The organism is Leifsonia sp. NCR5 (assembly GCF_002105485.1).
Lineage (GTDB): Bacteria > Actinomycetota > Actinomycetes > Actinomycetales > Microbacteriaceae > Leifsonia.
On the sequence record NZ_NCSR01000009.1, the window covers coordinates 108,795 to 129,507 of the forward strand.

At 69.4% G+C, this 20,713-nt stretch carries 13 protein-coding genes; 1 reads left to right on the top strand and 12 read right to left on the bottom strand.

Going from position 1 to position 20,713, the window contains the following annotated elements:
• Positions 1-76: 76 nt before the first annotated feature.
• Genes B7438_RS09735 through B7438_RS09750 form a run of 4 tightly spaced genes read right to left on the bottom strand, consistent with a single transcriptional unit; the run spans position 77 to position 4,150 of the window.
• A complete protein-coding gene (locus tag B7438_RS09735) occupies positions 77-883 on the bottom strand; it encodes an ABC transporter permease (RefSeq protein WP_085369353.1) in 807 nt (268 codons plus the stop codon).
• Positions 880-1,806 carry an ABC transporter permease gene (locus tag B7438_RS09740; RefSeq protein ID WP_085369354.1) on the bottom strand — a complete coding sequence of 309 codons (927 nt, stop codon included), beginning with the start codon at positions 1,804-1,806 and terminating at the stop codon, positions 880-882. Before B7438_RS09740 ends, B7438_RS09735 begins: the two co-directional genes overlap by 4 nt.
• On the bottom strand, positions 1,806-3,005 hold the full coding sequence (locus tag B7438_RS09745; protein WP_085369355.1) for an ABC transporter ATP-binding protein: 1,200 nt from the start codon (positions 3,003-3,005) through the stop codon (positions 1,806-1,808). The genes B7438_RS09740 and B7438_RS09745 overlap by 1 nt, the downstream gene beginning before the upstream one ends.
• Entirely contained in the window at positions 3,005-4,150 is a 1,146-nt protein-coding gene (locus B7438_RS09750; RefSeq protein ID WP_247597340.1) for a PotD/PotF family extracellular solute-binding protein, read from the bottom strand. The genes B7438_RS09745 and B7438_RS09750 overlap by 1 nt, the downstream gene beginning before the upstream one ends.
• 419 nt (positions 4,151-4,569) lie before the next feature.
• Between B7438_RS09750 and ald the strand changes: the two genes are divergently transcribed.
• The gene (gene ald, locus B7438_RS09755; protein WP_085369356.1) at positions 4,570-5,685 is read left to right on the top strand and encodes an alanine dehydrogenase; all 1,116 of its coding nucleotides are present in this window, start codon (positions 4,570-4,572) and stop codon (positions 5,683-5,685) included.
• A gap of 35 nt (positions 5,686-5,720) precedes the next feature.
• Here ald and B7438_RS09760 read toward each other — a convergent pair whose 3' ends face one another.
• The 8 genes from B7438_RS09760 to B7438_RS09795 all read right to left on the bottom strand — a co-directional run bounded on the left by B7438_RS09760 (position 5,721) and on the right by B7438_RS09795 (position 20,636).
• A complete protein-coding gene (locus B7438_RS09760) occupies positions 5,721-6,266 on the bottom strand; it encodes a hypothetical protein (protein ID WP_256921959.1) in 546 nt (181 codons plus the stop codon).
• Between the two features lie 23 nt (positions 6,267-6,289).
• Positions 6,290-8,650: a transglutaminase domain-containing protein gene (locus B7438_RS09765; RefSeq protein ID WP_143465759.1), complete on the bottom strand. Its 2,361-nt coding sequence runs from the start codon at positions 8,648-8,650 to the stop codon at positions 6,290-6,292.
• On the bottom strand, positions 8,650-9,993 hold the full coding sequence (locus B7438_RS09770) for a DUF58 domain-containing protein (RefSeq protein ID WP_085369358.1): 1,344 nt from the start codon (positions 9,991-9,993) through the stop codon (positions 8,650-8,652). The genes B7438_RS09765 and B7438_RS09770 overlap by 1 nt, the downstream gene beginning before the upstream one ends.
• On the bottom strand, positions 9,990-10,961 hold the full coding sequence (locus B7438_RS09775) for a MoxR family ATPase (RefSeq protein WP_085369359.1): 972 nt from the start codon (positions 10,959-10,961) through the stop codon (positions 9,990-9,992). Before B7438_RS09775 ends, B7438_RS09770 begins: the two co-directional genes overlap by 4 nt.
• 92 nt (positions 10,962-11,053) lie before the next feature.
• Positions 11,054-17,008: an Ig-like domain-containing protein gene (locus tag B7438_RS09780; RefSeq protein ID WP_143465761.1), complete on the bottom strand. Its 5,955-nt coding sequence runs from the start codon at positions 17,006-17,008 to the stop codon at positions 11,054-11,056.
• Positions 17,005-18,375, bottom strand: coding sequence for a serine/threonine-protein kinase (locus B7438_RS09785; protein ID WP_256921960.1), 1,371 nt, complete (start codon positions 18,373-18,375; stop codon positions 17,005-17,007). The genes B7438_RS09780 and B7438_RS09785 overlap by 4 nt, the downstream gene beginning before the upstream one ends.
• A 198-nt stretch (positions 18,376-18,573) precedes the next feature.
• Positions 18,574-19,410: a protein phosphatase 2C domain-containing protein gene (locus B7438_RS09790; protein ID WP_085369362.1), complete on the bottom strand. Its 837-nt coding sequence runs from the start codon at positions 19,408-19,410 to the stop codon at positions 18,574-18,576.
• On the bottom strand, positions 19,407-20,636 hold the full coding sequence (locus tag B7438_RS09795) for an FHA domain-containing protein (RefSeq protein WP_085369363.1): 1,230 nt from the start codon (positions 20,634-20,636) through the stop codon (positions 19,407-19,409). Before B7438_RS09795 ends, B7438_RS09790 begins: the two co-directional genes overlap by 4 nt.
• Positions 20,637-20,713 lie beyond the last annotated feature (77 nt).

Here is a 20,713-nt window from a genome sequence, read left to right on the forward strand (position 1 = left end):
CGACCCGGCAGCTGGGTGCTGTCGGGCCGTCTCGCCTTTGGGGGTCTGGGTGCTTCGGCTCGGGTACCGGAAGCGGTCAGCCCACGTTCCTGGCGAGCCGTTTCGCTCGTGCCGCCGCCGTGAGCTGGGTAATCAGCACCACGAGAATGGTGATGATGAACACGGCGGAGGCGATCACGTTCGCCTGGGCGGGGATGCCGCGGGACGCCGCGATGTAGATGTACATCGGGAACGTCGTCACGGCACCTGCGTTGAAGTTGGTGATGATGAAGTCGTCGAAGCTGAGCGAGAACGACAGCAGCGCCGCCGACAGGATGCCGGGGAGCAGCAGCGGGAACGTGATGCGCCAGAACACGGCGATCGGAGACCCGTACAGGTCGCGTCCCGCCTCCTCCAGGGCAGGGTCCAGGCTCGCGACGCGCGCCTTCACCGTGACCACCACGAAGCTGATGCAGAACATCACGTGGGCGATGATGATCGTGCCGAAGCCCTTGTTCACGCTCAGGCTGAGGAACTGCGCGGCGAGGCCGGCGCCGAGCACGACCTCCGGGCTCGCCATCGGCAGGAACAGCAGCAGGCTGGTCTGCGACCGGAACCGGAAGCGGTAGCGCATCAGCGCGATGGCGATCATCGTGCCGAGCACCGTCGCGATCACCGTCGCCACGATGCCGATGATGATGCTCGCCATGAACGCGTCGCAGATGCCGGCGGCGTCGCACACGTTCGTCCAGTTGCGGAAGGTGAACCCGCGCCAGGCGATGTTGTTCTTGAGCGCGTCGTTGAACGAGAAGATGAACGTGTAGACGATCGGGATGAGCAGGAACGCCAGCGCGAGGAACGCGTAGACGCCGAGGCCGAGGCCCTTGAACCGGAAGCCCTTCACAGCAGATCCTCCGTCCCACTGCGCTTCACATAGACGCCGACCACCGCCAGGATGACCGCCATCAGCACCACGGACATGGCCGCGGCCGTCGGGTAGTTCTGCAGCACCAGGAAGTTCGTCTCGATGACGTTACCGATCATCGAGGTGTCCGAGCCGCCGAGGAAGTCCTGCGACGCGTTGATGTAGTCGCCGGCCGCCGGGATGAAGGTCAGCAGCGTGCCGGAGACGATTCCGGGCATCGACAGCGGGATGGTGACCTTGCGGAACGTCGTCCAGGCACTCGCGTACAGGTCGGCTCCCGCCTCCAGGTAGCGCACATCCAGTCGTTCGAGCGTCGAGTACAGCGGCAGCGTCATGAACGGGATGAAGTTGTACGTCAGACCGAAGATGACGGAGAACGCCGTGCCGGTGACGTGCGCATCCGGTGGCAGGATCGACAGCGCCTTGAGCGAGCTGGTGAACCAGGAGTCGTCGGAGAGCAGCTGCTTCCAGGCCAGCGTGCGGAGCAGGAAGCTGATGAAGAACGGTGCGATGACGAGCGTCATCAGGAGGTTCTGCAGCAGGGGGTACTTCCGCACCTTCACGCCGATGAAGTACGCGAGGGGATAGCTGATCACCAGAGCGGCGGCCGTCGCGATGATCGCGTAGACGAACGACCGGATGATCTGCGGCCAGTACTCCGCGATCGCGTCCGTGTAGTTCTGCCATTGGAACGCGGCCTGGTACTGCCCGATGTCCCCATCCACCACGGGAGTCTGGAACGACGTGATGATGAGCGACACCAGCGGCGTGAGGAAGAACAGCACCAGGTACAGGATGCCCGGCAGCAGCAGCACGAGCGCGATGCCGCTCCTGCGCCGCTGCGGCGGTTCCTGGTCCTGCGCCGTCGGCGGCGCGGCCGACGAGAAGGTGGCGAGCGCCATCAGGCCTCCTCGAGCTCCGTCAGCATGCGCTCCTTGGCCTGCGTCGCGATCATCTGGGTGTCGGAGTCGTCGGCGAACCGGCCGTCCGCCGGTGGTTCGTCGGCGAGCACGAAGGTGTGCGACGGGTCCCACGCGATCCACACCTCGCCGCCGAGGGTGGCGACGGGACCGCTCGACAGGTTCTGCGCGAACACGACGATCGTGCCTGCGCCGGGCACCTGCACCAGGTACTGCGTGCTCACACCGCTGAACGACACGTCGATCACCCGGCCTGGGCCCAGGATGTTCGAGCCGCCGGGGATCGCGGACGGGTCGGAGAACAGCGACAGCTTCTCCGGACGGACGCCGACCGTGACCGTTCCGGTGTGCCGCTGAGCGCGCGACCGGGGAACCTGGATGCGCTGCCCGGCAACATCCACGCCGAGCGCGTCTCCTCCCCCGTCCAGGATCGGGCCGACGAACAGGTTGGACTGGCCGAGGAAGTTCGCCACGAACACGGTGGCCGGAAGCTCGTAGAGCACAGCGGGGGCGCCCATCTGCTCGATCTCGCCCTTGTTCATCACGGCGACGGTGTCGGCCATCGTCATGGCCTCCTCCTGGTCGTGCGTGACGTGCACGAAGGTGAGGCCGACCTCGTTCTGGATCGACTTCAGCTCCAGCTGCATCTGGCGGCGCAGCTTGAGGTCGAGCGCGCCGAGCGGCTCGTCGAGCAGCAGCAGGGCGGGCCGGTTGACGACGGCGCGGGCCAGGGCGACGCGCTGCTGCTGACCGCCGGACAGCTGGGCGGGCCGCCGGGAGGCGAGGTGGTCGAGCTCCACCAGGCGCAGCGCCTCGTGCGCCTTCTGTACAGGGTCGCCGATCTTGCGGCGGCGCAGCCCGAACGCCACGTTCTCCAGGATTGTCATGTGCGGGAAGAGCGCGTAGCTCTGGAACACCGTGTTGACCGGGCGCTGGAACGGCTTGGTCTTGGTGACGTCCTTGCCGCCGATGAGGATCTGACCCTCCGTCGGCTCTTCGAGCCCGGCGACGAGGCGCAGGGTGGTGGTCTTCCCGCATCCACTCGGCCCGAGCAGGGCGAAGAACGAACCGGCCGGGATGGTGAGGTCGAGGTTCTCGATCGCCGTGAACCCCGGGAAGCGCTTCTTGATCCCGACCAGCTGCAGGTCGGCGCCGGACTCGGCGAATGCTCCGCGTGCCATCAGGCGCCCAGGATGACCTTCTGGAACGCCGCCTGGTACTTCTGCTCCTCCGCCGGGGTGAGGGTGCGGAAGATGTGCGCGTTCGAGAGGGTGGTGTCGTCCGGGAAGATCAGCTGGTTGTCTGCGAGCTCCGGGTCGATCTTGACCGCGGCCTCCTTCGCACCGACCACCGGGGTGATGTAGTTCACCCAGGCGGCCACCTCCGCTGCGACCTCCGGCTGGTAGTAGTAGTCGATCAGCTTCTCGGCGTTCGCCTTGCGCGGCGAGCCGATCGGGATGACGAAGTTGTCGCTCCACAGGGTGCCGCCCGCCTCCGGCAGGATGAACTCCCAGTTGTCTCCAGCCTCGGCGTTCAGCTGGGTGATGTCGCCCGACCAGCAGATCGCGGCGAGGGTGTCCCCGCTCTTGAGGTCGTTGAGGTACGAGTTGCCCTTGATGTTGCGGATCTGCCCGTCGCTGACCTCCTTGGTCAGTTTGTCGATGGCCTTGTTGAAGTCGTCGTCGCTGAACTTCTTCGAGATGTCGACGCCCTGCTGCAGCATGAGCAGCCCCATCGTGTCGCGCATCTCGCTCAGCACGCCGACCTTGCCCTTGAGCTCGGGCTTCCACAGGTCGTCGACCGACTTGAGGCCGTTCGGCAGCTTGGACTTGTTCCAGCAGATGCCGGCGAAACCGCTCTGCCAGGGCAGGGACTTCTTGCGTCCAGGGTCGAAGTCGGCATCCTGAAGCGACGGCGACAGGTTCTTCTTGTTCGGGATGGCCGACTCGTCGAAGGTCTGCACGTAGCCGAACCGGATGAGGCGGGCGACCATCCAGTCGGTGAGGCAGACGGTGTCGGCCCCGATGTCCTTGCCGAGGGCGAGCTGGTCCTTCACCTTGGCGTAGTAGGTGTTGTTGTCGTCGACGGCCACGTCGTATTTGACCGTGATGCCGGTCTGCTTCTCGAACGCCATGAGCGTCGGGTACTTGCCGTTGTCGTCCTGGTCGAGGTATGCCTGCCAGTTGGCCCAGGTCAGCGTCTTGTCCGACGACGACACGTCCTTGGCCGCGGTCGGCTTGCTCGACGCTCCGCCGGTGGAGCAGGCGGCCAGGGCGAGCGCCGCAGCGCTGGCGCCGGCACCGGCGAGGAGCCCGCGGCGTGTCATCTGAGAACGCCTGGCGGATTCCACCAGTTTCTGGATCATCGGGTCTTGCGGAAGCTGCCTGGAATTCACGAGTGGTGCTCCTTCGGGGTCGAACACGATCACGCACAACAACCCGCCGGCACTTCGATGTGCCCGTGCGGTGGGTCGATACTGGCACATGGCCGGTGCTGTGCGCATCATCCAATGGGGAAAACGTCCATTCCGAAACACAATCTTCACGAAATCCGTTTCGGATCGTCGTTTTCGACGGGGAAACCGTTGTGCAGCCCCTTCCGAGGGAGGCCCGCTGGCGGAATCCGCGCCCTCTCCCCTGCGAATTCACGAAATCAGCACAAATACGACCAAGGGACAGTCGAAATCGTCGTTGTGTTCGGGCTAGGGTGATCATCGAACCACCACGTCGACGTGTAAGGAGCCCCATGAAGGTCGCGATCCCCCGCGAAATCAAGAACAACGAGTTCCGGGTGGCGATCACCCCGGCCGGCGTGCACGACCTCGTCGCGAACGGGCACGAGGTCTACGTCGAGACCGAGGCAGGTGTCGGTTCCTCCATCCCCGACGAGCTCTACGCCTCGGCGGGCGCCACGATCCTGCCGGACGCCGTATCCACCTGGCAGATCGCGGACCTGGTGCTCAAGGTCAAGGAGCCGATCGAGAGCGAGTACCAGCACTTCCGTGCCGGCCTCGTGCTGTTCACCTACCTGCACCTCGCCGCGGAGGAGAACCTCACCCGCGCGCTCATCGACTCCGGCGTCACCGCCATCGCGTACGAGACCGTGCAGCTGCCGTCCCGCGCGCTCCCCCTGCTCGCCCCGATGAGCGAGGTGGCCGGACGCCTCGCCCCGATCGTCGGCGCGAACACGATGCTCAAGCCGAACGGCGGTCCCGGCCTCCTGGTCCCCGGCGTTCCCGGCACGCACCCGGCCGTCGTCACGGTGCTCGGCGGCGGCGTCGCGGGCACGAACGCGACCTCGGTGGCCGTCGGCCTCGGCGCGGAGGTGACGGTGCTCGACACCAACATCGCCCGCCTGCGCGAACTGGATGCGCTCTACGCGGGACGCATCAAGACCATCGCCTCGAACAGCTTCGAGATCGAGAAGGCGGTCGTCGCCTCGGACCTCGTCATCGGCTCCGTGCTCGTTCCCGGCGCGAAGGCGCCGAAGCTGGTGAGCAACGAGCTGGTGTCCAGGATGAAGCCGGGGAGCGTGCTCGTCGACATCGCCGTCGACCAGGGCGGCTGCTTCGCGGACTCCCACCCGACCACCCACGCCGACCCGACGTTCACAGTGCACCAGTCGCTGTTCTACTGCGTCGCGAACATGCCGGGCGCGGTGCCGCACACCTCGACGTACGCGCTGACCAACGCGACGCTGCCGTACGCGCGCGCCATCGCCAACCGCGGCTGGCGCGAGGCGCTGTCTGCTGACGCCTCCCTCGCGCTCGGCCTGAACGTGCACGCAGGCACGGTGACCAACTCCGCCGTGGCAGAGGCCCACGGCCTCACCTCCGGGACGGTCGCCGACGCACTCGCCTAGCCGCGCATCCCGGGCGGGGGCGCTGCGACGTCAGCTCAGCTGACGTCGAACCACTGGTCGCCGATCTCCACGCGGGTGCCGCGCGTCACGCGGTAGCGTCGTCCTGCCTCACAGAGGCGGGCGACGCCGCCGAGTGGATGCGCGACCGTCCCGTTCCCGGAGTACCGGTCGCAGATCCACAGCTCCCCCGCCTCGATGCCGAACTCGAGGTGCGTCTTCGAGACGCTCCTGGCCGGGTCGTCGACGGTGATCAGCTGGTCGACCTGCTCCCCCGGCTGCGTGATCGGGCGGCGGCCGATCAGGCCGGTGCCCGACACCTCGACGCTCGGTCCGGTGGAGAAGCTGAGCGTGTACGTCACCTGTGCCTGCTCGACCGGGGGCGCCGCGTCGAGGTCTTCGACCAGGATCGGCGCGTCGTCCAGGGACTCCGCTCCCGGGAACCGTCCGGCGACCGCCGGCTTGGGCAGGCGCTCCACAATGGAGGTGTCGGAGGGCCGGGAGTCCGCGACGGCAGGCGGCCGAACGCGCGCCGCCGTCACCGAGCTTCCGCAGTTGCCGCAGAACAGGGTTCCGTCCGACAATTCGCTGCCACACACCCGACAGTTCATCGTCTGCCTTTCCTTCCGTTGCCCTTCCACCCACGGTAGCCGAGCGAGCGGAGCGAAACCGCCGCCAGCAGGCGCTTCCACCGTGTGTCGCGCTTGCCGAGCTGGCCGCGCAGTTCGTCGACGGCCTTCCAGACCGTGTCCGCCTCCTCCTCGGTGGGGGCGATCGGGCTGAACACCGCCCGGTCGGCGACCGCCGCCAGGGCGCTCGCCCGGGAGCCGCCGATTGTGCCGGCGAACTCCTTCCTGGTCGCAGCGGGCGGCGGGTCGTAGCCGTGGTCGACCGCGGTGTCCGCGAATTCGCGCCACCCTCCCGCGATGCGCTCCACCGAGGTCGGCGCTCGCCTGCGCAGCGCCCTGCGCCGCCACTTCGCGGCGAGGACGGCGAGGAACGGCGCGGAGAGGATCGCCAGGCCGAGCACCACCCAGCCGAGGATGGTGAGCACCGTGAGGATCGCATCCAGGAGCGGGTTGGGCTGCGGGGTGTTGCTCTTGTCGACCTGCGCCTGCGGCGGGTCGTCGCGCTGCGCGGGTGTGTCGTCGACGGGAGGCTGCACGTTGGTCTGCGGGCGCGTGATCTGCGTCGGCTGGTCCGGCTGCTTCGGCGGGACGGGGCGCAGCGGCGGTGTCGGGTCGACCGTGACCCAGCCGTCCGCCGTCTGCACTTCGATCCACGCCGAGATGTCCGAGCCGGTGAGGGTGACGCTCGCCGAGCTCGCCTGGTCCTTCGGAGCGACGAATCCGACGACGACGCGGGCCGGGAAGCCCAGCTGCCTCGCCATCAGGGCAGCGGTCACGGCGTACTGCTCCTGGTCGCCCAGCATCGGGATGTCGGTGAGCAGCTCCGTGATGCGGTCTGCTCCGTGCCCCGACCTGCTCGGCGGCTCGTCCGGTCCGATGCCGTGGCTGATGTACCCGTCGGCCGCGAGCCCGTCGAGCGCTGCTGCGAGCTTCGCGCCGGCGCCGGTCACGCCCGCGGTGTACTTCTGCAGCGTCTGCGACAGCTCGTCCGGGATGATCGCCGGCTTCGGAACCACCGCGCTGCCCGGCTCCGCCTTCGTGAGGCCGGCGGCGGTGACCTCGGGCTTGACCACCGCATCCATCGTGTAGCTGTCTCCGGATGCGAGGCTGCGGGTGACGGCGCCTGTGCCGGTGACGTCGTTGTAGAAGAACGCGCCGGAGAGCGTCGGCGCGTTCGAGCCGTGGAAGGTGATCTGCTGCAGCTGGCCGCTGCCGGGGACCCAGGGGCCGCGGTAGTCGCGCACGGTCACCGCGATGGTGTCGCGCGTTCCGGTGACGCCGTTCTGGTCCATCCGGTACGGCACGCGGGTGAACGATCCGGATGCGCTGGTCACCGCGTCGGTGCCGACCGAGTACGTCACGCCGTCGTAGGTGTCGAGCGTCGCGATGCGCAGGCGCCGGTCGGACGGGAGCCCGTCGACCGTGAGCATCGGCTCGTCGGCCTTGGCCGGTTCGAGGTAGGAGCGGAAGCCGCTCAGCGGCGTCGGGTACGAGCGGGGATCGAACGGCTGCTCGACGGCGGTGCGCACCACCTGGCGCTCGCGGTCCGGTGGGGCGAGCACGGCGGCGGCGGTGCCGGCGACGCAGGCGATGGCCACGATGACGGCCGCGCCGACGAGGGTGCGGCCGACGGTCCTCCTCCTGTCGCGGGCCGACTCGACGATGACGCCGCTCTGCTCGGTGAGACTGCGCACCGACGCCGCGCGTCTGCGCAGCCGGAACCGGATCATCCAGCCGAGCAGCACCGCGAACAGGGTCAGCGCCAGCCAGAGCGGGACGGCGGAGGTGCCGGAGCCGAGCAGGATGCCCGCCAGCATCAGGAGGATGGGCGGGATGGCGGCCAGCTCTCCCCGCTTGGCGCGCAGCGCCGTCGACACCGTCGCCACGACGGCGACGAGGATCAGGATGAACGCGGGGACGAGCAGCGCCTGGTACGAGCCGACCGGCAGCGAGATCGTGACGAGCTGCTTCCAGCTGAGCCAGGTGGCGCGCACCAGATCGCCGAAGCCCTGCGCGGTGGGCAGCAGGCCGCGCGCCGTCGTCTCCCCCGGCACCGCCAGCTGGGTGCCGAGGCCGAGGTACACCAGTACGACGAGCGGAGCGACGACGATGCTCGGCCAGCGGAACACCGCGCCGAGCACGGCGATGGCGGCCCCGACCAAGAGGGTCACGCCGAGCATCACCGCGAACGCGGACGACTGGTACACCGGCCAGAAGGCCGCGGCGGCCAGCCCGGTGGCGACGATCGCGAACGTGGTGTCGACGGCGGCGCCCGCCAGCCGCTTCCGCGCATCCACGGCGGAGACGGTCGTGCGCTTCGTCTTCTGCTGCACTGCCATCAGGTCGCCAGCCGTTTCGCCAGGCTCTTCTGCAGGTCTTCCAGGTAGCCGATGGTGAGCACGCTGAGGTCGGACACCCTGCGCAGGGCGGGCACCGCCCCCTCGTCGCAGACCACGGCGACCACGTCGACGCCGAGCGGGAAGTGCGATGCGGAGGCGCGCAGCTGCGTAGCGGTCACGGTCGAGCCGCAGACGAGGAACGCGATGGAGGTGCCCGTCGATTCCTCCGCCGCGATCTGCGCGAGCTCCGGCAGCCGGAGTGCCGTCGGCGCCAGCTCGACACTAGCGAGGTCGTCGAGCAGCCTGCCCCTGTTCACGACGCTGAGGCGCCGGACGGTGTGCACGATCTTCTTCGCGAAGTCCGGCGTGCGTGCGCTCGCGACCACGGACACGGTGCGCGAGTCGAGCATGGCGCGCACGCCGAGCGAACCGGCGGCGCTCACCGCCAGCTCGAACTCCTCGTCGTTGCCGTAATCGGAGCTCGACAGGCTGAGGGCGACCAGCAGGTGGCTGCGCCTCGTCTCCTCGAACTGCCGCACCATGTAGCTGCCGGTCTTCGCCGTCGACTTCCAGTGGATGTTCCTGCGCTCGTCGCCCGGAACGTACTCGCGCAGCGCGTGGAACGCGATGTCGCTCGCGGTCAGGTCGCGCGTCGGGGCGCCTTCCAGGTCGCGCACGAACCCCGTGCTCATGCTCGGGATGGCGATGGTCCGCGGATGCACGAACAGGTCGAGCGACTCCGCCCACACCATCTCGCGCCGCACGACGCCCACCGGGTCGGCGCGCACCGTGCGCACGGGGCCGATCGGCACGATGCCTCTGCGTGTGGTCGGCACCAGGAAGACGTCGGAGTGCTCCTCGCCTCCGGCCAGCGACGGAGCGGCGAACTCGGCGAGACCGTGCCCGACCGGCACCTCGACCCGCACACCGGGGAGCCTCCGACGCACGGGGTTCCGCACGATCACCTCGCCGGGCGCCTTCTCCCCCACCACGACGCGGTTCGATGGCAGGGCCAGCTGCACCCGGTACGCGTTGCGCCCCGCCAGGTAGCCGGAGGCCACCACCAGCAGGGCGACGGCCGACCAGCCGACCACCACCGCCTCCAGCCAGCCGTACACATAGCCGGAGGTCAGCCCGAGGATCGCGACGACGGCGAGAGCCCAGCCGAGCGGCGTGACCACCGAGCCGATCCTGCGCGCCACCCCGGAAACCGCCCGCCAGGCGGCAGAGGTCGACCGCACGACCAGCACGATCACGTCGGCCAGGAATCCGTCCCTGGTGCCGACGATCCTCGCCCTGGCGTTGGTGAGCTCCGCCTGGGTGCGACTGACGGTGGTGCTCACACGGCGACCCGATCCCCGGGCGGCGGCGTCTCGATCAGGATCTGGGCGACCACGCTCGACGCTGTCACACCCTCGAACTCGGCCTCGGGGTCGAGCACGAGGCGGTGGGCGAGCACCGGCTCCGCCAGCGCCTTCACGTCGTCGGGCGTCACGTAGTACCGGCCGGCCGACGCAGCGAGCGTCTTGGACGCGCGTACGAGCGCGAGCGCGCCGCGCACGCTGACGCCGAGACGGATCTCGTCGGCCGTGCGCGTCGCATCCACCAGCCGGGAGACGTAGTCGTTGATCGTGGCGTCGACGTGAACGGTGCGCGCCATGCCGGCCATCTCCACCACCGTGGCCGCCGAGATGACCTCCGGCACGACGATCTCGTGCGCCCGGTGCTCCGACCCCTCCAGGATGCGCAGGGTCGCCTCGTGGTCCGGGTAGCCGATCGACGCCTTCATCAGGAACCGGTCGAGCTGCGCCTCCGGAAGCCGGTACGTCCCCGCCTGCTCGATCGGGTTCTGCGTGGCGATGACCATGAACGGGGCGCCGACCTGGTGGCGGACGCCGTCGACCGTGACCTGCTCCTCCTCCATCACTTCGAGCAGCGCCGACTGGGTCTTGGGACTCGCCCTGTTGATCTCGTCGGCGAGCACGATGTTCGCGAAGACCGGGCCGCGGTGGAACTCGAACGCGCCGGTGCGCTGGTCGAAGATGTTGACGCCGGTGATATCGCCCGGCAGCAGGTCGGGGGTGAACTGCACCCGGTTGCTCGTGCCGCGGACGCTCTGCGCGATGGCGCGCGCCAGCGACGTCTTGCCCGTGCCGGGGAAGTCCTCCAGCAGCAGGTGCCCTTCGCTGAACAGCGCCGTGAGGGACAGCCGGATGATGTGCGCCTTGCCGAGCAGCACCCTGTCGATGTTCGACACCAGCCGCTCGAAGACGCCGGAGAACCACGTCGCCTGCTCGGGGGTCATTGTCATGCGTGGCCTCTCAGCGTCTTCTGGGTGGTGCCGCGGCCGGTGCCGTGGGGGTTCGTCTGCATTGCGGGCATTGTCATTCAGTATGGCCGTTCCTACCCTTGCGGCACGGCAGAACTCGCGTAGCTCTGGGTGTACGTGCTGCCGCCGACGGTCACGGAGACGACCAGCGGGAAGCTCGGGTCCACCGGGGCACAGGATGCGGTCTGACCGACGGCGGGCATCGGCGTCTGGGTGACGCCGCCGTCGCAGCTGTACGTCACCGAGTCGTAGGAGCCGGTCGGCCACGACGTCCAGGTGTACGCGTAGGTGTAGGTCACCGGGTCGGTGTCCGGGACCGGCGTGGTGGTGAATCGAACCCCGCCGAGGTCGGTCGCGACGGCCACCCCGAGCGGCACGCTGAGCTGGGCGCCCGGATCGCTGCACAGCTGCGAGTTGTCCGGGTAGCCCTCGCAGATCCGGGTGATCGTGAGGGTGAGCGGTATGCCGTAGTGGTTGCCGCCCGCGCCGGTCAGTAGCCCCGAGGTGCCCCTGAGCGTGCCGGACTCGTTGACGCCGGCGCCGGTCAGTCGGTAGGAGACGACCGGGTTGGCACCGCTGCCCGCGCGGTACGTCACGCCGTCGAGCCGGAAGTCGTACCGATCCTGGGAGCTCGACACCGGCCCGGACACGCTCACGGCGGTCGGAGCCCCCGGTGCCTGCCGCGGTGTTGCCGTGACGACACTGCTGCGTGTGCATCCCTGTCCGTTGTACGCGTAGACCACGAAGTTGTAGCTCGTGTTCGGCTGCAGCCCCCGGAACGTGGTGCTCGTGCCCGCCGTCGAGACGAACGACGACGAGGTGGGGTCCACCTGCAGCACGGGGTTGCCGGACTCGACACCCGTGACCGAGCAGTTCGGTATCGCCGAGCCCTGGAAGACACCGGCGTAGTAGCGCGTGATCGCCTTGCCGTTGTCGCTGAACACCGTCGGCCAGCTGAGCGTGGCCGTCGACCCGTCCGTCATGCTCGGCGTCGCCGTCGGCGCGGGGCCGGTGACGAGCGGAGCGCCGGCGGGCACGCCGCTGCTCTGGCTCTGGTTCCAGCTGGTGCGCCCGGCGTAGAAGTCGTTGCGGGACGACACCGCGTATCCGATGGCTGCGCCGTTCGCGATGCTGCCGTCCGCGAGGTTGAGCGAGTACTGGGTGCCGACCGCGTCGCCGCGCTGCACGGCGAGCGAGGCGGTCTGTCCGCCGAGGGTGACCACGTACGAGCTGATCGGGCTGGCGCCCGGCACGTCGGCCGGCTTGGTCCAGCTGATCCGCAGTCCATGGTCGAGCGGCTGCGACGACAGCCCGGACGGGGCTCCGGGGATCACGTCCGACCAGACCGGCTCTGTGTATGCGGTCGGGTCGGACAGCCCGAGTGCGTTCTTCGCCCGCACGGCGATGGTGACGGCGTTGTCCGGGCCGTTGCCCGGCGTCTGGACGGCGCAGCTGGTCGTCGCGCACGGCGTGGTGGAGAAGACCTGGCCCGTCGCCGCGTTCGCGACCGTCACCTCGAATCCGGTGATCGGCGAGTTGTTGAACGCGCCGGGGATCCACGACACCGTCAGCGACCGGTCGGCGAACGCCGTGATCTGCACGTTCGAGACCGGGGCCGGCTTGTCCTGCACGGACACCGTCACCGTTCCCCAGGTGTACCTGTCGGGGTCGCCCGTCGCATCCGCCACCTCGTACTGCACCGTCGCGTCGGCGGGCGCCGCCGTCGCAGACACCTGGATGCTCAGGGTCGAGTTGTCCGCGCTCGGCGTGATGGTGACCCCGCTCGGCAGGTCGCTGCTGCCCAGCCCGCGCACGCCGACGACCCTGAGCGGCTTGTCGGGGAACGGGTTGGTCGCCTTGTCGTTGGCGAGCACATCCACGCTCGTCGTCTGGCCGCGGGGCGCGATCACGGTGTCGGACTGCGGACTCGCCAGCGGCCTGGTGGACGGCACCACGTTGAGGTCGATGCGTCCTGGCTGCCCGGCGTTGACCGCATCCCGCACCCCGATCGCGATCGAGGGATGCGCGCCCTTCGCGGTGCCGGCGGCGACCGCGATCGTGAGTTTGCGCCCGTCGAGCGAGACGGAGACGCCGTCGGGCTTCGGGTCCTGGATGCTGAAGGCCAGCTCGTTCTGGTCTTTCGCATACGGGTAGCTGGTGAGCTTCGTGAGGTCGACCGTCTTCGTCTGCCCGGGCTCGAAATCGATCAGCGCCCCGGTGAACACCGGGGGCTGGTTCTGCCGCGCCGTGACCTGGATCGGCAGCACGATGGTGGCGACGTTGCCGTTCGGGTCGCCGGCCGACGTGCCGTCCGTCACCTGGAACGAGATGGATGCCGGCCCGAAGTAGCGCGACGTGCTCGTGTACTGCAGGGTGTCGTTGTTGACGACGAGGTCGTCGCCGTTCGCGTGCGTCGCCCGCACGGTCGCCGCGTCGGTCAGCCGCACCTTGCGTCCGCCGACGGCCACGATGTAGTCGTTGAGGTGGATCGTCAGCGTCTTCTCGCTGACCACCGTGAGGTCGGGGGCGCCGCGCTTCACCTGCGGAAGGGCGTCGTTGTATCCGGGGATGTGCACGAACCCGTAGCCGGAGATCGACTCGTCGTCCGGGTTGGTGACCTTGAACGGGATGATCTGGCTCTTGGCGCCGATCGTGATCCTGATCCGCTTGTTGGCCGTCACCTGGGCGCTGGTGCCGTAGCCGGGCACGAGCTGCAGCTTGAGTGAGGAGACCGGCCCGTCCGCGAAGAACACGTTGGCCAGCACGTTGACGTTGACCCTGTCCTTGCCCAGGATGTCCGACAGGCCGAGCGACGTGTCGGAGACCACCGGACGCGCGGGAGGGGCGTTCGCGCTGACCGTCACGCGCACGAAGTTCTCGCTCGTGCCGCCGCGCTGGTTCTGGATCGTGTAGAGGAAGCCGTACGTCCCCTCGGCCTTCGGTGCCGTGACGACCACGATGTCGTCGGTGATCTTCGCCTTCGCCTTGCCGTCGAGCGACGACACCTTGCTGACCGTCAGCGGACTGCCGTCGGGGTCGCTGTCGTTGGCGAGCACCTGGATGTTCAGGGTCTTGCCCGGCCTGGTCGTCACGTCGTCCTCGACCGCGACGGGGTTCCGCGCTCCGTCGACGCGCGGGGCGATGCCGACCCTGACCGTCCCCGTGGCTCGCGCGCCGAGCGCATCCACCACCGCGTAGCTGAAGGTGTCGGTGCCTGCCGCGTAGTCTCCGGCCTGGAAGTCCATCCAGTCCGCACCGGAGGCGATCACGGCGCCCTTCTGTGGGTTCGTCTCCTGCCCGATGAACTGCACGGAGTCGCCGTCGGGGTCGATGCCGGACAGCGGCACCGTGATGCGGACCGTGTCACCGGCGAGCACGCGCGCCGTCACCGTCTTCGGCACGGGCGGGTTGTTCGTGGCCTCGTCGCGCTCGCGGACGGCGATGTTGACCTCGGCGGTCGCCCACTGGCCGTCCTCGCCGAACACCTTGTACGCCGCCGTGAAGTTGCCCGGCTTCGACGGCGCGAGGTAGCGCAGCTGGCTGCCGCTCGCGAAGAGCAGGCCGGCGCCGGACGGCAGCGGCGTCGCCAGCGTCGGGTCGAGGGTGAGCTTGTCGCCGTCCGGCTGGATGTCGTTGGTGAGCACCGGGATGTCGACCACGTCGTCCACGCGCACCGAGACGGAGTCCGGCGCCGCGATCGGCGGCTGGTGCACGGTCAGCGGCGGCAGCTGCACGACCGTCACGGTGCCGACCGCGTCGGCGAGCCCGTTGCTCAGCTGGTAGTGGAAGTCCATCGGGCCGGCGAGCGGACGGTTGAGCGTCACGCGCAGCGTGCGCTGGCCGAGGATCTCGACGCGGACGCCGCTGGTCGGCGGCGGGGCGGTCACCCCGGTGACCAGCAGCACGCCACCGGACGGGTCGATGTCGGTGGAGAGCACATCCACGTCCTGGGTGGTCTGCTCCCGGATGAACGCGGTGTGCGGCACCGCGATGGGCGCCGTCTTGGCGCCGGGCGGGGCCTTCACGTCGATCCGGACCGTGCCGGTGGAGGTGACGACGCCGTCGGAGACCGTGTACTCGATGTTGTGCGTCCCGACCTGGTCGGAGTCGAAGCGGAACGTGCCGCCCTGGTAGTCGGGAGTGATCGTCGCGTCGGCCTTGCTCGGGACGTTGCTCAGCCGCACGGTGCCGTTCCCGCCGCGCACGTGCGCGAGCGGCTGCACCGTCACCTCCTGGCCCTGATAGGCGAGCACGGCGAACGGGTCGGCGATGATCGGCACCTGGCCGGGCGCGCGCACGGTCACGGCGAGTGTTCCCGTTCCCTGGGCGAGGGCGTCGGACACCACCAGGCTCACGTCTTTGAGGTCGCCGCCCTGGCCGTGGTCGGAGAACGCGACCTGGCCCTGCGGCGTGAACGTCACGGTGTCCGGGCCGGGAACGCTCGCCCCGGCGAGGAAGAAGGAGTCGCCATCCGGGTCGTAGCACTCGCTGAGCACCGAGCTGGTGACCCGGCCTCCCGCCTGCACGACGGCCTTCGCCGCCCTGGCGCAGACCGGCGGGGAGTTCTCGGTGGGCAGGCGCACGCTCACCACCACGTGGGCGGACGCCGTGCCTCCCCTGCCGTCCGAGATGGTGTAGTCGAACGCGATCGTGCCACTCGCCGTGTCCGGCAGGGTGATCTGCAGCTGCTGGTTGCTGTTGGTCAGCTCGAGGGTGCCCTGCTCCACCGGGATGCCCGTGAACGAGTCGATCGTGAGCACATCGCCGTTCGGGTCGTAGTCGTTGAGCAGCACGGGCAGCGGCGTTACGCGTCCCGGCCGCGCGCCGAACTGATCGTCGACGGCCACTGGTGGCTGCTGCTGCTTCTCGTACTGCGGCGTCGTGTCCTGCCTGGACTGGTCGACGAGTTCCTTCGTGTTCTTCTTGGCGACGAGCTCGTCCCAGTTGTCGATGCGCGTGTTGCCGCTCTGCACGGCCCAGGAGACGCCGGACTTGGCGTCGTTCAGCACGACCCTGCCCGTGTTGGCGCGGAAGGCGAGCGCCGCTCCGCCGGGAACCTCGCTGAGCGTCGAGGCTTTTCCTGCACCGGATGCGTCGCACGTCGACCACGCAGCTCCTCCGGCCCACGCGGCGTACGTGCAGTCGCCGACCGTGATGGGAGCCGCTGGGGCGCCGGACGCGTCCGCGAACGCGCGGGACGGCTTCGTGCCGTCGAGTGGCACTTCGATGAGCCCGGAGTTGGTCGCGATCCACACCGCGTCCCCGGAGGCGGACGGCTGCTGCACGACGGCGTCGTCGCCCGTGCGGAGGAAGCCGGAGAGGTCGACGGTCCTCCCCGCCAGGTAGACGGCACGCGCATCCGGATCGAAGAGCGCCCACTTGCCACCGACGACGGTGAGCGCCGCCGCGGCTCCGTCGCCCGTCGTCGGCACCTTCTGCGAGGTGGTCGTCGGCTCGGAGCCCGTCACGTCGATCCTGGTGACCGTCTTCGTGTCCGGCAGGTAGGCGAACAGGGCGCCGGCGGGATCCATCGCCGCGATGGTCCGTCCGCCGAGGTCGATGGTCGAGCCGGAGCCCGCGTTGAACTGGTCGAGCTGCGGCACCGTCGTCAGCCAGAGCTGCCCCGTCGCCTGCGAGAGCAGCGAGACGTGGTCGCCGGAGATGTCGACCCGCGGCGAGCGCGGGGGAAGCGCGACGGACTTGCCCGCCTCGCTAGTGGCAGGGTCGACGACGGCGAGGGTGTTCGTCTCTTTGTCGAGCAGCAGCACGTTCGAGCCGTCCTGGACGACGTCGATGGCCTCCCCCGTGCCGGTGACCACGGAGTTGAGCTTGTCGATCTCGGTGTTGGCCCTGCCGAGCGACTTCTTCGCTCCGCTCGCCACCCAGACGGCCGCATCGCCGAGCTGCAGGTGCTGGGCGCTGTATCCGCCGGAGACGACGGCGAGCGTCGTCACGAGCGCGACGACAGCCGTGCTGCTCGTCACGGTCGCCACGAGCGACTTGTGCGCCGCGATCCAGGCACCGATCACGGGCTGTCGGCTCTCTGAACGCACTTCTGGCCGCTGGGGGCGCCGGTCTTGCCGTCCCTGTTGACGGTGACGGTGACGCACACGGTCTCGCCGGGTTTCGCATCCACCCGGAACTCGGTGGCGTGCTGGCTGCTCGGCGGCTCGTCCCCGACCGCCACCTGATAGGTGTCGTCTGGCTGCAGGCCGGGGTCGGTCCAGCTGAACACGATGGTCCCGGACGACACCCGGCCGGAGAGGTCGCGCACCGTCGGGATCTCCCCGCTCGACGACACCTTCACCAGCACGAACGTGGCCGTCACGGCCAGCGCGACCACCAGGATCGCGCAGGCGACCAGCGAGAGCACCAGTGCGCGCGACCATCGGGCAGGCGGAGGCGCCGTGCTGCTCGGCATGCTTCCTGCGCTCTCGCGCACCACGGTCCTCGTCGGGGCGCGCATGACGGTCGCCGCCGACGCGTTCCTGCGCCGCCGGCGCGTGGCGGACGGGTCGACGGAGACCAGGCCCTTCACGCGGGTCCTGTCCTCCGGGTCCTCCGCCGTGGCGAGCGCCCAGTCGTCCATCGCGACCTCGATCGGCGTCTGCGGCAGGCCGAGCTCGGTCTCCACCGCCTGCAGCTCCCGGATGAACTCGATCACGCTGCGCTGCCTGGCCGACGGCTTCTTCGACATCGCCTTCTGCAGCACCTGCTCCAGCCGCGGAGGAACGTCGACGCGGCCGATCGGCTGCGGGCGTCCCTTGGTGATGCGCGAGATGAGCTCGGAGGAGGTGTTCTCCTTGCCGATCACCTCGAACGGCGAACGGCCGGCGAGCAGCGAGTATATGGTCGCGCCGAGCGCCCAGATCTCGCTCGCGATGGTGCCGCTGGTCTCGTCGAGGAGCACCTCGGGCGCCGACCACGGGATGGACAGCCCGATCGCCTCCGTCACCTCGGCCTCCCCCAGGGTGGCGGCGATCCCGAAGTCGCTCAGCACCGGATGCCCGTATGCGGTGGTCAGGATGTTCGACGGCTTGATGTCCCGGTGCAGCACGCCGGCCCTGTGCGCCGTCTCGACCGCGCTGGCGATCCGCACGCCGATGCTCAGCGCCTCGGCGACGGGGAGGGGGTCCATCCGGTAGCGCTGGCCGATCGCCGACGAGCACAGCTCCATCACCAGATACGGGCGGCCGTCGGCGGAGACACTCGCCTGGTAGACGGTGAGGATCGACGGGTGCGTGCTCAGCTGGGCCATCAGGTTGGCCTCCGCCTGGAACATCTGCTTGACCTGGCTGGTGACCACTTCGGCGAGCATGACCTTGACCGCCACCTGGCGGCGCGGCATGTTCTGCTCGTACAGGAACACGTCGGCGAAGCCGCCGGAGCCGAGCACACGAACGTACGAGAACCCGGGAAGATTAGGCGGCTGTGACGGCAATCGCCGGGCCATATCGCCTCCCGGGTCGGTTGAAGCACAAAACGGTCCCCCAATTGTAGGCAGGGCCTGCTGGGCGGATCGGGCCAGGTCCCGGACTGGGGACAGGATACCTACCCCCAACTCGGGGGCCAGCAATCGGATGCGGCGAGCCGGTCAGTGGCGGCGCGCTGCCCGCCGGGGCACGCCGTCGCCGTGCGGTCCGCTCTCCGGGGTGGCGAGCACGTCGACGACCACGACGGTGACGTTGTCCCGTCCGCCGTTGCCGAGTGCCGCATCCATCAGCTGCTGCGCCGCGTCAAGCGGGGAGGCGCCCTCACCGAGGAAATACCGGATGCCGTGCTCGGTGAGCTCCTTGGTGAGCCCGTCGGAGCAGACCAGCAGCCGGGAACCGGCGACGATCGGGATGAAGAAGAAGTCGGGAACGGGGTCTTCGTTGAAGCCGACGGCCCTGGTGATCACGTTGCTGTGCGGGTGCACCTCGGCCTCTGCCGGGGTGATCGCGCCGGAGTCGAGCAGTTCCTGCACGATCGAGTGGTCGACGGTGACCTGTTCGAGCGTGCCGTCGTGATAGCTGTACACGCGGGAGTCGCCGATGTTGAAGACCAGCCAGTACGGAGAGCCGTCGACCAGCGTGAGGGCGATGCCGGTCACGGTCGTCCCCGTGCCGAGGTCGGTGTGGCCGACGCCGCGGCCCATGTCGTCGACGGCGGAGCGGAGCGCGCTGGTCAGCGCATCCTGGCCGACGAAGTCGACGGAGACCTGCTCGGCCAGCCGGGTGACAACGGCGGTGCTGGCGAAGTCCCCCGCGGTGTGGCCGCCCATTCCGTCGGCGACGGAGAAGATCGGCGAGCGGGCGAGCAGGCTGTCCTCGTTGACGGAGCGCCGGTAGCCTTTGTCGCTCAGCGCCGCCCAGGCGAGGCTGATCCGCGCGTCGGAATCGCCGGGGACGACCACGGTGTGGCGTCTGTTGCTGCGACCGATCTGGGTCACTCGCGTCCTCTTCTGGTCGGTTCGGCCGATGCGTCGCCGTCGGCGCGCTGGCCCACGGCAGTGATCTCGATGATATTACCGTCGCCGATCTCCACGGTGGCCCCCGCGAGCACGACGACGGACTGTCCAGGCCGCAGCCGGGACTCCGTTCCCGCAGCTGCGGTGACGATGGTGCCGTTGGTGGAACGCAGGTCGGTGACGACCACGGCGTCCCCCTCCTGCTCGATCCTGACGTGGGTCGACGACACCTCGTGCTCCGGCGACGCGACAGCGACCAGGCGGGGAGGAGCCCCCTGCTCGATGCGTGGAGCGGACGGCCGCCTGCCGATCAGGACGGGCAGATCGAGGTCGAACACCTCACCGGATGCGAGACGGATCGCGTATTGCGCCGGTGCGGGAGGGAGGATGACGGGCTGGGTCTGCGCGTCGGCATCGCCGGTGATGGGCGTCGCGAACGGTCCGGGCGTGTCGGAGGGCGGCTCGATGTCCACGGCACCGGGCAGTTCGTGGCCGGCGGGGACGACGGAGGCCGCGGGGGCGACCTCGGTGTCGCGCGCGAAAATGACGGCGCCGCGCCTGGCCCGGATGATGGTCTCGTCGGAGAGGGCGTCGTCGTCGGTGGTGGTGGTGCTGCTGGTGCTGGTGCCGGATGCTGCGCCCGCGTCGGTCGCGCCGCCTGCGTTCTGCGCGCCGCCCACGTACCGCCCCGGCGCCGTGCGCTCGACGCGCTCGATCGGCGACAGCGTCCAGGTCAGCAGCTCGCCGTCCACGACGCCGAGCCCCACCGGAAGCGACCCGACGCTCAGCCGGGCGACGGGACCGGTCGGCAGGTCGTCCCCGCCGATCACCAGCCCGGTCACCGAACGGAACTCGGCGAGCACCCACGGCTGCACCCCGGCGGCGGAGAACCGCCGGGATCCGCCGACGGAGAAGACGTCGATGGCCGCCGTCCCGCGCACGACGGCCGTCACGAGCACCTCGCCTGCGGCGTTCGGCTCACTCAGCTCGGCGACGGCGAACGAGCGCACGGCATCCTGGCCCACCAGCGGAAACGCGCCGACGACCGACTCGATGGTCGCCAGGTCGGAGTCGGCCAGCCACCACACCGTGTCGACGATCGAGTCGGCGACAGAGCTCTCGACGGCGGCGACGAACCGCCGCCCGGCGATCAGCAGCCACCGCGACGGCCCGGCGACCGGGGCGTACCTCACGTATCCGGGAGACACCGAGGTTTCCTCCCGTGGCTGTCGTCGTGGTGGGGTGAGACCCGACCTGGCTCATAACGTGCTGATCCGAGTGTAAT

What these genes read in the sequence shown, in the direction of transcription:
- B7438_RS09740 (WP_085369354.1), bottom strand. Translation starts at nt 1,806, where the DNA reads ATGGCGCTCGCCACCTTCTCGTCGGCCGCGCCGCCGACGGCGCAGGAC.
- B7438_RS09745 (WP_085369355.1), bottom strand. Translation starts at nt 3,005, where the DNA reads ATGGCACGCGGAGCATTCGCCGAGTCCGGCGCCGACCTGCAGCTGGTC.
- B7438_RS09750 (WP_247597340.1), bottom strand. Translation starts at nt 4,150, where the DNA reads ATGACACGCCGCGGGCTCCTCGCCGGTGCCGGCGCCAGCGCTGCGGCG.
- ald (WP_085369356.1), top strand. Translation starts at nt 4,570, where the DNA reads ATGAAGGTCGCGATCCCCCGCGAAATCAAGAACAACGAGTTCCGGGTG.
- B7438_RS09765 (WP_143465759.1), bottom strand. Translation starts at nt 8,650, where the DNA reads ATGGCAGTGCAGCAGAAGACGAAGCGCACGACCGTCTCCGCCGTGGAT.
- B7438_RS09775 (WP_085369359.1), bottom strand. Translation starts at nt 10,961, where the DNA reads ATGACAATGACCCCCGAGCAGGCGACGTGGTTCTCCGGCGTCTTCGAG.